This window comes from Amphritea sp. (genome assembly GCF_048266285.1).
GTDB lineage: Bacteria > Pseudomonadota > Gammaproteobacteria > Pseudomonadales > Balneatricaceae > Amphritea.
Window position 1 is genome coordinate 20,543 of the sequence record NZ_JBLWZV010000022.1, and the last position, 16,156, is coordinate 36,698.

The 16,156-nt window shown below is 50.4% G+C and carries 13 protein-coding genes; 9 read left to right on the forward strand and 4 right to left on the reverse strand.

Annotation, left to right across the window (positions count from 1 at the left end; translation table 11 throughout):
- Positions 1-38: 38 nt before the first annotated feature.
- Entirely contained in the window at positions 39-305 is a 267-nt protein-coding gene (locus tag ACN0T0_RS17215) for a DksA/TraR family C4-type zinc finger protein (RefSeq protein WP_417227967.1), read from the forward strand.
- 76 nt (positions 306-381) lie between these two features.
- Here ACN0T0_RS17215 and ACN0T0_RS17220 read toward each other — a convergent pair whose 3' ends face one another.
- Positions 382-2,430: an FAD-dependent oxidoreductase gene (locus ACN0T0_RS17220; RefSeq protein ID WP_417227968.1), complete on the reverse strand. Its 2,049-nt coding sequence runs from the start codon at positions 2,428-2,430 to the stop codon at positions 382-384.
- A gap of 303 nt (positions 2,431-2,733) precedes the next feature.
- Here ACN0T0_RS17220 and ACN0T0_RS17225 point away from each other — a divergent pair, with 303 nt between their 5' ends.
- Positions 2,734-3,381, forward strand: a complete 648-nt coding sequence (locus ACN0T0_RS17225; protein WP_417227969.1) for a TetR/AcrR family transcriptional regulator — start codon at positions 2,734-2,736, stop codon at positions 3,379-3,381.
- Between the two features lie 18 nt (positions 3,382-3,399).
- Here ACN0T0_RS17225 and yjeH read toward each other — a convergent pair whose 3' ends face one another.
- A complete protein-coding gene (gene yjeH, locus ACN0T0_RS17230) occupies positions 3,400-4,692 on the reverse strand; it encodes an L-methionine/branched-chain amino acid transporter (RefSeq protein WP_417227970.1) in 1,293 nt (430 codons plus the stop codon).
- Positions 4,693-4,822: 130 nt separating this feature from the next.
- Here yjeH and ACN0T0_RS17235 point away from each other — a divergent pair, with 130 nt between their 5' ends.
- Positions 4,823-5,248, forward strand: a complete 426-nt coding sequence (locus ACN0T0_RS17235; protein ID WP_320135265.1) for an Lrp/AsnC family transcriptional regulator — start codon at positions 4,823-4,825, stop codon at positions 5,246-5,248.
- 89 nt (positions 5,249-5,337) lie between these two features.
- Here the strand turns inward: ACN0T0_RS17235 and ACN0T0_RS17240 are convergent, their stop codons facing one another.
- Both ACN0T0_RS17240 and ACN0T0_RS17245 read right to left on the reverse strand, forming a co-directional pair.
- Positions 5,338-6,936, reverse strand: a complete 1,599-nt coding sequence (locus tag ACN0T0_RS17240) for an inorganic phosphate transporter (RefSeq protein ID WP_417227971.1) — start codon at positions 6,934-6,936, stop codon at positions 5,338-5,340.
- A 226-nt stretch (positions 6,937-7,162) separates the two neighbouring features.
- Entirely contained in the window at positions 7,163-8,122 is a 960-nt protein-coding gene (locus ACN0T0_RS17245) for an AraC family transcriptional regulator (RefSeq protein ID WP_417228004.1), read from the reverse strand.
- Positions 8,123-8,286: 164 nt separating this feature from the next.
- On the opposite strand from ACN0T0_RS17245, the gene ACN0T0_RS17250 reads away from it, so the two are divergent.
- From ACN0T0_RS17250 to ACN0T0_RS17275, 6 genes are all read left to right on the forward strand, one after another.
- A complete protein-coding gene (locus tag ACN0T0_RS17250; RefSeq protein ID WP_417227972.1) occupies positions 8,287-9,780 on the forward strand; it encodes a CoA-acylating methylmalonate-semialdehyde dehydrogenase in 1,494 nt (497 codons plus the stop codon).
- 161 nt (positions 9,781-9,941) lie between these two features.
- Positions 9,942-11,099, forward strand: a complete 1,158-nt coding sequence (locus ACN0T0_RS17255) for an acyl-CoA dehydrogenase family protein (protein ID WP_417227973.1) — start codon at positions 9,942-9,944, stop codon at positions 11,097-11,099.
- 87 nt (positions 11,100-11,186) lie between these two features.
- A complete protein-coding gene (locus tag ACN0T0_RS17260) occupies positions 11,187-11,963 on the forward strand; it encodes an enoyl-CoA hydratase (RefSeq protein WP_417227974.1) in 777 nt (258 codons plus the stop codon).
- Positions 11,964-11,984: 21 nt separating this feature from the next.
- The gene (locus tag ACN0T0_RS17265) at positions 11,985-13,082 is read left to right on the forward strand and encodes an enoyl-CoA hydratase/isomerase family protein (RefSeq protein ID WP_417227975.1); all 1,098 of its coding nucleotides are present in this window, start codon (positions 11,985-11,987) and stop codon (positions 13,080-13,082) included.
- A 180-nt stretch (positions 13,083-13,262) separates the two neighbouring features.
- Positions 13,263-14,153 (forward strand): 3-hydroxyisobutyrate dehydrogenase, encoded by an 891-nt coding sequence (mmsB, locus tag ACN0T0_RS17270; protein ID WP_417227976.1) that lies wholly within the window; start codon positions 13,263-13,265, stop codon positions 14,151-14,153.
- Between the two features lie 77 nt (positions 14,154-14,230).
- Positions 14,231-16,117, forward strand: coding sequence for an AMP-binding protein (locus tag ACN0T0_RS17275; protein WP_417227977.1), 1,887 nt, complete (start codon positions 14,231-14,233; stop codon positions 16,115-16,117).
- Positions 16,118-16,156 lie beyond the last annotated feature (39 nt).

The following is a 16,156-nucleotide window of genomic DNA, read 5'->3' on the forward strand; positions in this document are numbered from 1 at the left end:
AGATTTAACCAGAGTGATATTAAACGGGAAGGTGGATCATGGCAGGTGGCTGGGCACGTGATGGTGCGGTACAGGATCAAATTGATGCAAGCGTTGACGACGCTGTGCAATTGGCCCGCAGTCGTTTAAATTCGGGTGAAAGTTTAGCCGAATGTGAAGAGTGCGATGGGGTCATTCCCGAGAAACGTCGCTTAGCTATCCCCGGTATACGTTTGTGTATTCAATGTCAGACTAAGCTGGAACAGCAAGAGGTCAGTGCGGGGGGTATCAACCGCCGAGGCAGTAAAGACAGTCAGTTAAGATAGTTAAAAGAGTTAAAAGGTTAATAAAGATAAGCGGTCAGGTTAATCCGGTTGGAATAACCTGACACGCGGGCCTGTGTTAGAGGTCTTTCACGAGTCGCAGCGCATCGTAAATGGCTGCGTGGGTGTTACGGGCCGAAATGGCATCGCCGATACGGAACAGTTGGAACTGCCCCTCACTGTTGTTGGTGAGTGTCTGCGGTTGGCCATTGATGAGGTCGTTATAGTTCACTTCCCCTTCGTTGGATGACAGGGCGCGCAAGTCCAAGTAGAGATCATCGAAGGGCAGAGTGCCGTGGTTGACGATCACCTGATCAACGCGACGGGTCTGGGTGAAGTCGCGGCTGCCATCATCGTAGTCACTACCGATAGTGGCAAGCAGTTGATCGCCATCGCGGCTCACGGATTTCAGACGGTAGGTAACGGTAAAGGTGACATCCTGTTGCTGCAGTGTGCGCATATAGGGTACTAGGTTCATCGCCATTACTTCCGGGGCGAAGCTACGGTCTGGGGTAATGATTTCGAGTTTAGCACCACTGTTAGCAACCACTTCTGCCGCTTGTAAGGCTGCGTGATCCCCCGCATCGTCAAACAGTAGAACATTGCTGCCGGGTTTAATGCTGCGGGAGAGTATATCCCAGCTAGAAACCACCCATTCGTTGCCGCTGTCGAGCACTTCAGTATCGGGTAAACCACCGGTTGCGATAATCACGACATCGGGATTTTCTGCCTGAATCTGCTCCACTTCAGCGTAGCTGTTGAAATGGAAGGTGACTCCTAGCTGTTCGCATTGACTCATACGCCAGTCGATAATACCCATCATCTCGTGACGACGGGGGCTTTGGGCGGTCAATCGGATCTGTCCACCGGCATCGTTTAGGGCTTCGTAAACCACCACTTCATGGCCGCGTTCTGCCGCCACCCGTGCCGCTTCTAATCCGCCTGGGCCAGCACCGACGATCACTATCTTCTTGCGTACCTCGGCTTTAGGTATATCGTGAGGCATGGTTAGTTCACGACCGGTGGCCGCGTTATGAATACAGAAGGCGGCACCGCCTTGGTAGATTCTATCGAGACAGTAATTCGCACCAACACAGGGGCGAATATTGTCTTCATCACCGGCAATAATTTTGCGGATGATATGGGGGTCGGTCATATGGGCGCGGGTCATGCCGACCATATCGACCTTGCCGCTGGCGATAGCATAACGGGCGGTGGCGACATCGGGGATTTTGGCGGCGTGGAAAGTCGGGAATTCAGTGGCCGCACGAATCTCACCGGCGAAATCTAGATGGGGAGAGTTACGCATTCCCTGAATCGGAATAAGATCTGTTAAGCCCGCATCGGTATCGATGTGACCACGGACGATATTCAGGAAGTCGACCATGCCGCTTTCTTTAAGGCGCTGGGAAATCGATAAACCATCATCAGGGGTTAGCCCGCCGGAGAGCATCTCATCACCGGTGTAACGTAAACCAACGATAAATTCATTGCCGACCCGCTGGCGAATCGATTTGAGTAGATCAAAGGTAAAGCGCAGACGGTTATCGAGATCGCCACCATAGGGGCCGTCAAGGGTGTTGGTCAATGGTGACCAGAACTGATCCATCAAGTGGCCATAGGCCTGTAGTTCGATACCGTCAAGTCCTGCTGCCACCATCCGTTCAGCCGCATCGGTATAGTCTTTGATGATCCGCTGGATATCCCAGTCTTCCATTTTCTTTGGGAATGCCCGGTGTGATGCTTCCCGTTTATGGGAGGGGGAAACGGCTGGTAGCCATTCGCCTTTATCCCAACGGGTGCGTCGCCCGAGGTGTGTTAATTGGATCATTACCGCGGCACCGTGTTCGTGACACTCGTCGGTAAGCTGTTTCATCCACGGCACAATTTCATCTTTATAGACCAGCAGGTTATCGAATACCGGCGGGCTGTCCAATGAAACGGCGGCGGAACCGGCGGTCATGGTTAAGGCGACCCCGGCTTTAGCACGTTCGACATGATAGGCACGATAGCGGTCGGTGGGCATACCGTTTTCGGAATAAGCAGGCTCATGAGCGGTGACCATAATGCGGTTGCGTAAGCGTAAATGTTTCAGTTGATAGGGTTGCAGCAATGGATCATTGGACATCTTGAGTCCTCCGTAGCGGTTATCAATATGATGATGGAATATTCAATTTAGACTAAAATGTACACTCTCGTCAATTTAATGTTCAATGGTGTTTGGATTTTATTTCAACGATCCGCTCAAGGTATACTAGGATCAAATTGTTAAGTGGATTCTAGCGAGTCGGTTGTTACTAGCCTCATCTGAAGCAGACGTTGGCTAAGCCACGCTGCCGCTGTTATGAAAGCACTGGTAAAAATACTGATATAAAAAGCACTGAAAAAAAGCAGTGAGACAAATAGTCCCGAGGGGAACCAACTGAATAATATGAACAGTAAACGCAACTCCGACAGCGCAACAACTCCCGACAGCGGTTGGCGAGGATCAGCGGATGTCTGGTTGCAGGCCGCTTACGATACCTTGATAGAATCAGGCGTGGAGGCTGTGCGCATTCAATCACTGGCGCAAAAACTGAAACTCTCGCGTACTAGCTTCTACTGGTTTTTTAAGGACCGTAAACAACTGCTCGATGCGCTGATGAACCAATGGCGTAATAAGAATACCGGTAATCTAGTGGCGCAGACCGAGGTCTATTCAGAGAGTATTGCCGAGGCGATACTTAATCTGTTTGATTGCTGGTTAAAGCCGGAACTGTTTGATTCTCAATTTGAATTCGCGGTGCGCAGTTGGGCATTACAATCTCCGGCGGTGGCCGAGCAGATCAGTGAGGCGGATAACGCCCGGTTGTCTGCCTTGAGTCAGATGTTTATTCGCTTCGGCTATTCTGAGGATAAAGCGGATGTGCGCGCGCGGACCATCTATCTCACCCAGATTGGCTACATCTCGATGAAGGCGGATGAAGATCTTGAAATCCGCTTGCAGCGCATCCCCGGTTATGTAGAGATTTTTACCGGTCAGGCCCCAGAGCCGCGAGAGCTTAAACGTTTCTATGCTCGCTATGAGGCCGTCACGTAAAACTAAGCTCGGGATCGTCTATAGATCCGTTGGACTATCATGATAGACCGCGCTTTTCTCCACCAGATGACTACGCTTCCATAGTTGTTGCGCCAGCAGTGCGATGGTGATGATGAGACTTAGCACCAAGGCATAGAGCATGGCGCTACCAAGACAGTAGATAAACACCGCACAGACAATTAGCCCGGTTATAATAGCCGGCTTATGGCGATGGGATAGCAGTTTCCAGGCTGCCAACATGGCTGCGCTATAGATCAGGATGAATGAGCCATTGACCCAGTGGGCCATCACGGCGAAATCCATTTTTTCCAGATAGCTGATGATCAGTATCACCGCCGAGAGGGTGATAAAGGTGATCAGTGATGTCGCCGGTATTTGATGACGGTTTAGGGTCTGTAATGGCCGGGGTAAAATGCCCTCCCGACTGAAGCTCCAAGCTAAGCGGGACAGGCTGGCGAAATAGATATTGATCGTGGCAATGCCGCTAACAAAACCCAATACACCAATGACCCAGCGGCCACTATGACCAAAAAGCATCTCAAACACGGCGACCATTGCTAATGGATGTTCTGGCGCCATCATTGATAGCCAGGTACAACCGATAAAAATCAGTCCGACGAGGGTAATGCCAAATAGGGTGGCAGGAATAAAGTCCCGTTGTACATCTTTAAACTCATCCGCGAGGTGGGTGATCGCCTCGATACCGAGAAAGCTCCAAATTGCTAGGCTGATCGCCTGCATGATATGGCTATAATCATGAGGCGTGGCTGGACTGACGGCTGCGGTTGAGGTTAATACCGGAGGCTGGATAAAAACCGCGGCCATCATGGCTAACACCACCCCTAAGATCAGTAGGGTGAGCGCCATTTGTATCCGCCCCGATAACTGTAAGCCGCGCCGGTTAACAAAAAATATCAGCAGTAAAACAAGTAGTTCGGCGGTGAGGGTTTGGCTGTCGCTTAGGGTGACAATGGGTTGTAAAAACTTAAAGGTCATCATCAGTGCTGCCGCGACCCCGGGGGGGACGGTAAACACAAATAAGAGGCCGATAATACGACCCGGAAGTTGACCAAAAGCACGCTCAACAAAGTAAGCTGGCCCGGCAGAATGGGTAAAGCGGCGTCCGAGTTCGGCAAAAATATAGGCCAGCGGCAGAATGCCCAAGAGTAGAATAACCCAAGCCCAGATGGCTTTATCGCCAGCGGCAGCAATCGTAAGTTGCGGCAGAATAAACACGCCGGTGCCTAAAAGAGTTGTTGCAATGAGTCCCACCCCTTGCCAGCGGGTGATTGTTTGATTTAGCCTAGGCATCTTTTTTCCAGATCGATATATCTTGTCAGTAGAGTGTACGCTGAGTGCGGGAAATATTACGTCGTGGTTTACCGTCGATCTGCAGCATTTTTCAAATTGCTACTGACGATTTGAATAGCCGAGTTTACGCATGGATAGTTTTGATCAGAAAATAATCGCCGCGCTGCGGGATAATGCCCGTCAGAGTGTTTCGGCGATTGCCGCACAGGTGAACCTGTCGCGACCCGCTGTCTCTGAACGGATGAAGCGGATGGAGGAGCAAGGGGATATTCTCGGATATCGGGTGATCACTTCGACGAAGCTGGATCAACAAGGCCCGCTCAAGGCACATTTTGAGATTAAACATGGTGGTTTTAAGTGTCGTCCATTGGTGCAGTTTCTCTTGCAGTATCCCGAGGTGAAATATTGTCACGGGATTAGTGGCGAAGTGGATCTGCTGGTGTACTTAGAGTTTGCCTCGATGCAGCGTTTGCATGACATTCTTGAAGAGGTGGATGAAGAGCTGCCCAGTGGAGTGAAAATTGTCACCCATGTGGTGATGCAGGAGTGGGAGTGACTAAGCAGCGGCTTGTTCACCCGTGAAAGCCTAAAAAGCCAGACGTTACTGTCTGGCTTTTTATTGGTTGTTATTAAGGGTTAGCTCGCTTAAAAAGCGATCATCAACAGATAGAAGGTGATGGCCGACATAAGTGCGGCGGCGGGAAGGGTGATCACCCAAGCCATGCCGATAGGCTTCATCAGAGACCAGTTAGCATTGCTGTTGACCATGCCGACACCAAGCACGGCGCCGATGAGTATATGGGTGCTCGAAACCGGCAGGCCCATGACGGAGGCGAGCATCACTACACCCGCTGCTGATAATTCCGCCGCAAAGCCGGATGCAGGATGCATCTTCGTGAGGTTGTGGCCGACGGTTTGAATCACCTCTTTACCAATAAACCAAAGCCCTACGATGAGGGCGATACCAAAGGTCAGCATAGCGACAGTTGGTACGGCTGCTTGGGAGCCCATTTCACCGGTACGTAGTACGTCCAGAATGGCAGCAAAGGGGCCGATCGCATTGGCGATATCGTTGGCGCCGTGGCTGAAGGCAAAACCGGAGGCGGTAAATACCTGCATCCAACTGAACATCAAAAAGGTCGATTTATCGAGGTCTTTGCCTTTCAGTGTTTTGGCAAATATCGCCATCACCAACCAGACCGCTGCACCAATCATGCCGATAATCAGGTAGTTATCTAGGCTACTTAAACCCAGTTGCATATGCTTTAACCCTTTGAACAGCAGCATGCCGGCAATCAGCATACTACCTAGGGCGGCAAAGATCGGCACATAGGTTTCTAAAGCATGGGTGGCGTTAAGCTCACTTTTCTTTTGTTCGATCTTATGCAGTTCTTTATAGTAATCTGACTCCAGCTCTTCGGGGTCAAAATCACCATCGCGCACGGTGTGCGCATCCCGCGCCATCGCCGAGGTGTAGGCGATTTTTTGCAGTTCAGCTAAATGCTCAAACGCTTTTTTGTGCTGCACCTTATGTTGTTTCTTTTCCTGCTTAATGGTCACCAACTCTTCAGCGGTGGCTTCGTTATAGCGCAGTACATATTTCTTAATTTGATAGAACAGGGTGTAAGACACCAGTCCACCGAGTACCGGTGAGAGTACCCATGAAACCGCAATGGTGCCGATTTTATCCCACTTAATCAGGGCGAGTGCGGTATCAGGGCCATCGACAAAAAAACCTAAGGCGATGGAGCTGCCAACAATGCCACCGATAATGGAGTGGGTGGTGGAAACAGGCCAGCCCCGTTTTGTGGCGATTAATAACCACAAGGCGGCCGCAAGTAAGGCCGCCATCATGATATAGACGAACTGCATGGGATCGACATTGATGGTGGATAGGTCAACGATCCCTTTACGAATCGTCTTCGTCACCTCGCCGCCGGCGATAACCGCACCGCTGACCTCAAAAATGGCAGCCACTAACAGTGCTTGTTTAATCGTCAGAGTGCCAGCGCCTACGCTGGTGCCGAAGGAGTTGGCGACATCATTGCCGCCGATATTGAAGGCCATGAAGACCCCGAAGGCGGTAGCCAGCATAAAGATCATGACATGGTTGTGTTGGGTGTAATCCAGCCCCCATGCTAAAAAGTAGCCAATCATGGCGATAAAACCGATGGCGAAAAATAGGCTTAACTTACTATCGCCTGACATGGGTGATCGAGCGGGATACGTCGTGGATGTTGCCATTTGAGTCTCCTGAAACGTCTTGCAGGCAAAATTAAGGTGGGTCAAGCGCTTAGGCTTGAACCATCCCGAGAGGTTGAAAGTGCTTCAGGAGGTATGCGAACGATCCCAAAGTGCTTATCAAAGAGCTCAATAAGTTAAGGCGAATGGGTTGCAGTTTAGTGACAGTATTTTGTTTTTTTCGTTGTGCATCAGCCCTGATGAGCGCTGGGCATAGCATGGGATGCTGTTAGTTTTCTTGTTTAAAACTCTTATAGGACCAAGCACCGACTTGTAGTTTTCGATATTGGGTTGGCGAGATGCCCATCACTTTCTTAAAGATACGGGAAAAATAGTAGGCATCTTCATAGCCCACCATAAAGGCCACTTCGGCAATGGTGCGGGTGCTGATATCCAGCAGGTGGCAAGCCCGTTGGGTTTTGAGCTGGATAAAGTGATTGATCGGTGTAGTGCCGGTGGCATCTTTATAGCGTTTGATAAAGTGAAATTTCGATAGATTGACGCTGTTCGCCAAAGTATCGATATCCAGTTGTTCATGGATATGCGCCTGCATCAGGCTGTGGATTTTTTCTAGGTCGAAGCTATCGGCGTCTTGGCTGCGCACCAGTGGTTGCAGTAGCGCGATATGGGTGAGAATCTGCCGCAATTGGTTGGCGGCATTAATAAAGGCATTTAGGTGATAGCTGCTATGGCGGGCTTCAAGTAGCGCCTCGAATTCACCCACTAGATTGCTGTGCAGCCCCAGATGAACCACCGGTTTGTGGCTGGGAATCTCTAGGTGAGCGATAAAATCATCGGCCAGCCCGCCTTCAAAATGGCACCAGTAGATCGTCCAAGGAAAGTTAGGGCTGGAGGCATATTGGTGTGCAGCGCCGCGTGGAAGAACCACTAAATCACCGCTATTTACCGCAATATTCTTCTGGTTTACACGGATTTTACCTTTACCTTCAAGGCAATATATCAATAAGTGGTCATCATGTTTTAGGCGTTCCATGCGGTGCCCAACCGCGTGTTTATAGTAGCCGGCCCCTAATGGGTAAAGATCCCTGGAAAGCCTATTATCACTGAGTTTTTGGATAATTTTATGGGGCAAAACAAAGCGAATGCTCTGGGGGGGCAGGGGCCAGTTTGATGGGGTGCTCACAGTGGCTACTCGACTAAGGTATAAAGGGTTAATTAGGGTATTCATGTATTCAATAGCAATATAGTCCATTAATATAGCAACATTATCAATCATGTGCAGCTGCAAGCTATGCTTTAATGTGACCCCATACACACAGCGTGATCCGGTTTTTAACGGGGTCTGCCAACAACAATAATCAGAACGTTACAATAAATACGAAGGTGCAAAACATGACGCAACAAGTTCCTTTACTGATCAACGGTGAGCTGGTTCAGAGCCGCAGTGATAACTGGATTCCGGTGACTAACCCTGCCACTCAAGAAGTGATTGCACAGGTGCCTTGCGCAACCGCTGATGAAGTAGAGCTGGCCGTCGAGAGCGCGAAAACCGCGTTTGAAACATGGAAAGAGATGCCGGTTGGCGAACGTGCTCGTTTGATGCTGCGTTATCAGGCATTGCTAAAAGAAAACCATGATGAGATTGCTGAGCTGCTATCTCAAGAAACCGGCAAAACCTTTGATGATGCTAAGGGCGATGTATGGCGCGGTATCGAAGTGGTTGAACATGCGGCCAATATCGCTTCCCTGAGCATGGGTGAAACGGTTGAAAACGTTGCCCGTAAAATCGATTGCTACAGCATTACTCAGCCTCTGGGTGTGTGTGTCGGTATTACCCCATTTAACTTCCCCGCGATGATTCCGCTGTGGATGTTCCCAATGGCGATCGCTTGCGGTAACACCTTTGTATTGAAACCTTCTGAGCAGGATCCACTGACGCCGATGCGTCTGGCGGCACTGTTTCAAGAAGCCGGCGCACCTGCAGGTTTGCTGCAAGTTGTGCATGGCGCGAAAGATGTCGTTGATCAGCTGTTAACGCATAAAGATACCCCAGCGATCTCCTTTGTGGGTTCGGTTGCGGTCGGTGAGCATATCTATCGTACCGGTACTGACCATATGAAACGGGTACAGGCGTTTGCCGGTGCTAAAAACCATATGGTCATTATGCCGGATGCGGCTAAGAATCAGGTTGTTAACAGTATTGCCGGTGCTTCTGTCGGTGCTGCTGGTCAGCGCTGTATGGCAATTTCGGTGGCTGTGTTTGTTGGTAAATCCCGTGAGTGGATTCCTGAAGTACGTGATGCACTGGCTAAAGTACGCCCAGGTGCATGGAACGATCCAGAAGCCGGTTATGGTCCGCAGATCAATCCGCAGGCTAAAGCGAAGGTACTTAACTTTATTCAAGAGGGTAAAGATGCCGGTGCTGATTGTATCCTTGATGGTTCTGAATGTGTGGTCGAAGGTTATCCTGATGGTAACTGGATTGGGCCAACCATGTTCCGCAACGTCACCCGCGATATGTCGATCTATCAAGAAGAGATCTTCGGACCGGTTCTGATTACCCTCGAAGTGGATACGATTGAAGAAGCGATTCAGCTGATCAATGAAAACCCATACGGTAACGGTACCTCTATTTTCACCTCTTCGGGTGCCGCGGCGCGTAAGTATCAGCATGAGATTAAGGTCGGTCAGGTCGGTATCAACGTACCTGTACCCGTGCCTCTGCCAATGTTCTCTTTCACCGGTTGGAGAAAGTCGTTCTACGGCGATCAGCATGCTTATGGTAAGCAGGCGGTTAAGTTCTACACCGAAACTAAGACAGTGACTGCCCGCTGGTTTGAGGATGATATTGATAATGGTGTGAACACCACGATCACCCTTAAGTAACGCTAATCGTTTAGCGTCTGATAATCAGGCGCTTACGATTTATTATGCCTGCTAAGTCGGACGCGAGTCTGCTTGGCGGGCTTCGTCAGTAGACGCACAACGAAAAAGATTCAGCTGTTATAAAAATAAGAATCTACCTGTTTGTTAAGTACGGAGTATCTATGGATTTTGAACTGAACGAAGAGCAGATAGCGTTTGCCGATATGGCCCGCGCGTTCGCTCAGAATGAGCTGGCCCCGAATGCCGGTGAATGGGATCTGCACCAAACGTTTCCTGTCGAGGTATTAAAAGCGGCAGGTGAGCTGGGATTCTGCGGTTTGTACTCCCATGAGGATGTCGGAGGCTTAGGGCTGAGCCGGTTAGACGCCAGTATTATCTTTGAACAGCTCGCAATGGGCTGCACTTCAACCACGGCTTTTATCACCATTCACAATATGGCTACCTGGATGATCTCTGAATTTGGCGCTGAGTCTGTGCGTCAGCAGTGGTGTCCTGAATTGACCGCCGGTGAGAAGTTAGCCTCTTACTGTTTGACCGAGCCGAATGCCGGTTCCGATGCGGGGGCGCTGAAAACCACCGCTCGTCGTGATGGCGATGACTACCTACTCAATGGTAGCAAAATCTTTATTTCAGGTGCCGGTGCGACTGACTGCTTGGTGGTGATGGCGCGTACCGGTCAAGATGGCCCGAAAGGTATCTCCGCTTTTGCCGTAGATGCGAAACTACCCGGCATTACCTATGGCCGTAAAGAGGAAAAAATGGGTTGGAACAGTCAGCCGACCCGCATGATTACCTTTGAAGATGTGCGGGTTCCTGCCTCGGCAATCCTAGGTCAGGAAGGGGACGGCTTTAAGATCGCCATGCGCGGTCTTGATGGTGGACGTATTAATATCGCCACCTGTTCGGTTGGCACCGCCCAGCAAGCATTAAATAATGCCACCGAGTATATGCACGAACGCAAACAGTTCGGCCAAAGTTTGGCTAACTTTCAAGCACTACAGTTTAAATTAGCCACCGCTGCCACCGAGTTAGTGGCTGCCCGTCAAATGGTGCGTATGGCGGCCTCCCGCTTAGACAATAATCATCCGGATAAAACCACTTACTGTGCCATGGCTAAACGCTTTGCCACCGATGTCGGTTTCAGCGTGGCCGATGAAGCGCTGCAAATTTTTGGCGGCAATGGTTATATCAAAGAGTATCCAATGGAACGCTTCCTGAGAGATAACCGGGTACACCGGATTCTGGAAGGCACCAACGAAATTATGAATGTTATTATTGCCCGTCGACTGTTACTGGAAAATGCTGCTGAACTGCTATAACGGGGGCATGAACGGATAAGCATAAACCGCTTAGATAAATATAAAAGGTGTGACAAGCACCCGCTAAGACTGCAAAGGAAGATCAATATGACTGACAAGCTGATCGTTGAGAAACGGGGCAATATTGCCCTGCTGACCATGAACAACCCGCCAGCCAACACCTGGACTGAAGAGAGCCTAAAAGGGCTGAAGGCGTTAGTTGAAGAGCTGAATGCTGATCGTACAATCTATAGCCTGGTGATTACCGGCCAAGGCGAAAAATTTTTCTCCGCCGGTGCTGACTTGAACCTATTTGCCGATGGTGATCGTAGCGTCGCCCGGGATATGGCGCGTTATTTTGGTGAAGCATTTGAGGCCTTGAGTCAGTTCCGCGGTGTCTCTATCGCGGCGATTAATGGTTTTGCCATGGGGGGCGGTTTGGAAGTGGCGTTGGCCTGCGATATTCGCATCGCGGAAGAACAGTCGCAGATGGCCTTGCCAGAAGCGAAGGTCGGCTTGTTGCCCTGCGCGGGTGGGACACAGAATTTGACCATGCTGGTGGGTGAAGGTTGGACGAAACGCATGATCCTCTGCGGTGAGCGTATCAAAGCCGCCAAAGCGCAGGAGATTGGTTTAGTGGAAGAGGTTGTTCCCCAGGGGCAAGCACTAGAGAAAGCGCTTGAACTCGCTGCCAATGTTGCACAGCAGAGTCCGACCTCGGTAGCTTCTTGTAAGCAGCTGATTCAGAATAATCGTACCCATCACTGGGATGCGGGTTATATTCTGGAACGTGAACTGTTTGTTGATCTGTTCTTTACCGAAGATCAAAAAGAGGGTGTAAACGCCTTTCTTGGTAAGCGTGCCCCCGAATGGAAAAACCGCTAAGCGGTATACAGGAGAATAAAAATGAGCTGTGTACTGTTTAATGAATATCCGACCCAAGATGGCAAAAAGATTGTTGAGATTCAGCTAAATGCTGAACGTACCCTCAATGCCCTAACACTCGAGATGATCGATCTGATTCAACCGAAGCTCGATAGCTGGAAAGACGATGATTCTGTTGTTGCCGTTCTATTTGATAGCGCAGGTGAGAAAGCCTTTTGCGCCGGCGGCGATGTGGTCAATCTATACAAATCGATGACCGGCGATGCCGATCCTGATTTCCCTACCGATTTCTTCACCCGAGAATATATCCTCGATTACAGCATCCATACCTACCCTAAGCCAATTATCTGTTGGGGCCACGGTATCGTCATGGGCGGCGGTATGGGCCTGATGAACGGTTGTAGCCATCGGGTTGTAACCGAGCGTACTCATATGGCGATGCCAGAGGTGACGATTGGGCTTTATCCGGACGTCGGTGGTAGCTGGTTTTTGAATCATATGCCGGGCCGTACGGGGCTGTTCTTAGGGCTGACCGGTAATCCGATGAATGCTGCTGATGCGCTGTTCTTAGGACTGGCGGATCGATTTATTGCCTCAGATCGCCGCGCTGATTTGGTTGAAAAGCTGCAATCTGAACAATGGGAAGGTTGCGCCTATAGTGCGACTAATCGGGTGTTACGGCAACTAGAAACCGAGTCTCAAGACGCCTTTAGTTCTGACTCGCCGGTACAGAATCATTACCGCTTTATTCAACAGGTCACCGATACCGATTCGTTATCCGACTTGGTCGAGGGACTGATGGCTGTTGAAAGCGACGATAAATGGATCTCACGGGCGAAAAAAGCGATCAGTCATGGTAGCCCATTGGCGGTTCACCTGATTAAGAAACAGCTTGAAGTGACTCAGCATATGTCTCTTAAAGAGGTGTTTGAGAGCGAACTGGTGCTGTCAGTACAGAGCTGTAAACACCGTGAGTTCCCGGAAGGTGTGCGGGCGTTGTTGGTTGATAAAGACGGCGCACCTCAATGGACCTACAAAACGGTACAAGAGGTTGATCCGGCGTTTGTCGATCAGTTCTTTATCGCGCCTTGGGCGGTTAACCCTTTGGCGACGCTGTAAGCTTAAATCACAGCGTGCAGGTTCCGGTTTAAAACGATTTATAACAATTTTTTGCAATCCAAGGACATCGATAAGCCCGGCTGAAGTGCGCCACTGTTACGACAACCAACGAGCGTTGTCGAGCGGCGAGTTCAGTCAGCGGCGGTTGAGGTCCAGAATAAATATAAGAGGCAAAGTGATATGGCTACGATAGGATTTATCGGACTGGGCAACATGGGTGGCCCAATGGCAATTAACCTGCTGAAAGCAGGACATGACGTTAACGCGTTTGATCTATCACAGGCAGCGCTAGATACCGTTGCGGCCGAGGGCGGGCATGCCGCGGCATCGGCAGTTGAAGCGGCGACCGGCGCTGATTTTATTGTTTCTATGTTACCGGCCGGTGTACATGTTAAAGGGTTGTATCAAACCGGTGATGCACCGTTGTTTGATGTGATCTCCAAAGATGCGCTGATCATTGATTCTTCAACCATTGATGCAGCGACGGCTCAAAGTGTATCGGCCGCAGCCAATGAGCGTGGTTTGAGCTTTATCGATGCACCGGTATCCGGTGGCGTTGGTGGTGCCGTAGCGGGAACGCTGGCCTTTATGGTGGGTGCGACAGAGGCACAGTTTGCCAAGGCAAAACCTATCTTAGACTGCATGGGTAAAAACATCTTCCATGCGGGTCAAAGCGGTGCCGGTCAGATAGCCAAAGCCTGTAATAACATGATGTTGTCGATTCTGATGGCGGGCACCAGTGAAGCGCTGAATATGGGCATGAAAAATGGCCTAGACCCCGCTGTGTTATCTGAAATTATGAAGCAAAGCTCTGGTAATAACTGGGCGCTGCAAGTGTATAACCCAGTGCCGGGTGTGATGGCGGGTGTACCTTCCTCCAATGACTATAAAGGTGGTTTCCAAGTCGACCTGATGTTTAAAGATCTTGGTTTGGCAATGGAGCTGAGTCAGCAGAGTAATTCACCGGTGCCAATGGGTTCCGCCGCCCGTTCTTTGTTTAGCCTGCACAAATCAAAAGGCAATGGCGGTCTCGATTTCTCGAGCGTCATTAAACTGTATCAAGACAGTTAATTAGCGCTGATCATCTAGCATCGCTGCCGGTTTCATCGCCGGCAGACTCCCCCTATAAAAACAATCCGGAGTCGGTAATGGGATATAACGAAGAATATCTGGCTGCGCAACAGAATCCAGAAGCCTACTGGGCTGAACAAGCAAAGCGTATTAAATGGTTTAAAGCGCCGGAAACGATTCTGAGCAAAACCGAAAATGGCACCTTTAGTTGGTATGCTGATGGCGAAATGAACAGCTGCTATCTCGCACTGGATCAACACCTCGAAACTCGAGGCGATCAGGTTGCCCTGTATTACGATTCACCCGCGACCAACAGCAAACAACAGATTACCTATAAACAGTTGCACACCAAAGTGGCTCGCTTCGCGGGCGGCTTAAAAAGGCTGGGCGTTGGCAAAGGGGATACGGTTGTTATCTATATGCCAATGATTCCCGAAGCCGCCGTAGCGATGTTGGCTTGTGCTCGCTTGGGCGCGATTCATTCGGTTGTTTTTGGTGGCTTCGCGGCTAATGAAATGGCTATTCGTATTGATGATGCCAAGCCGAAGGTCATCTTGACCGCTTCCTGCGGTATCGAATTTGATAAGACCATTGCTTATAAGCCGTTGGTCGATAAAGCGATCGATCTGGCAAGCCATAAGCCTGACCATACGATAGTCTGCCAGCGACCTATGTTGATGGCCGAGATGAATGGCGAGCAAGATCTGGACTGGTATGACTGTCAGCATGGCGCAGAGCCTGCCGATTGTGTGTCCGTTAAAGGCAGTGATCCGCTGTACATTCTTTATACCTCAGGCACCACCGGCGCACCGAAAGGCATTGTCCGTGATAATGGCGGCCATGCGGTGGCGCTGAACTACGCACTGCATAATGTCTATGGTATGAACCCCGGTGATGTGTGGTGGGGTGCATCCGATATTGGTTGGGTTGTGGGCCACTCCTTTATCGTCTATGGGCCGCTGATGGGGGGCTGCAGTGCGATCTTCTTCGAAGGTAAGCCGATTAGAACCCCTGATGCGGGCACCTTCTGGCGTGTGATTGATGAATATAAAGTCAATTCGATGTTCTGTGCGCCCACGGCGTTTAGAGCAATACGCAAAGAAGACCCTGAAGGGGGGCTGGCGAAGAAATATGATCTATCCAGCCTGAATTGGGTGTTCGTCGCCGGTGAAAAACTCGATTCGTCCACCTATCAATGGCTCGATACTTTGCTTCAAGTGCCGGTGATCGATCACTGGTGGCAAACGGAAACCGGTTGGCCAATGACCTCGCCGATGATGGGCTGGGACAATCCATCTGAAGCGCGCTTGGGTTCCACCAATAAAGCGATTCCGGGTTATGATATCCGCGTTGTCGATGGCGAAGGGCAGCCGGTTGAAGCGAACGAAACCGGTAATATTGTCGTTACTCTGCCGATGCCGCCGGGTGTCGCTTGGGATATCTGGAATCAACCTCAGCGGTTTACCGACTCCTACCTGACTGCTTTCCCCGGGTATTACCACACCGGAGATGGTGGCTTTATCGATGACGATGGCTATGTCTACATTACTGGCCGCACCGACGATGTGATCAATGTTTCCGGGCATCGTCTTTCAACCGGCGAGATGGAAGAGGTGGTTTCCTCCCATCCGGCGGTCGCTGAATGTGCAGTCATCGGTGCCAATGATGCTATGAAAGGGCAGGTGCCAGTGGGACTTATCGTGTTAAAAGCGGGCGAAGAGGTGGATGAAGCTCAGCTCGAAGCCGAGTTGGTGCAGATGGTGCGTGATCAAGTCGGAGCGCTGGCGTGCTTCCGTCGTGCCATTATCGTGCAGCGTTTACCGAAGACCCGTTCCGGTAAAATTTTGCGGGCGATTTTGCGTAAAATTGCTGCCAATGATGAATATAAAATGCCGTCGACAATCGATGACGAAAGTATTTTGGCGGAAATAACCGAACTCATGGATCGTGCAGGTATGCGCTGATAGCCGTCTGCGGTGATGGCTGAAGCTGCGAGTTGTTTG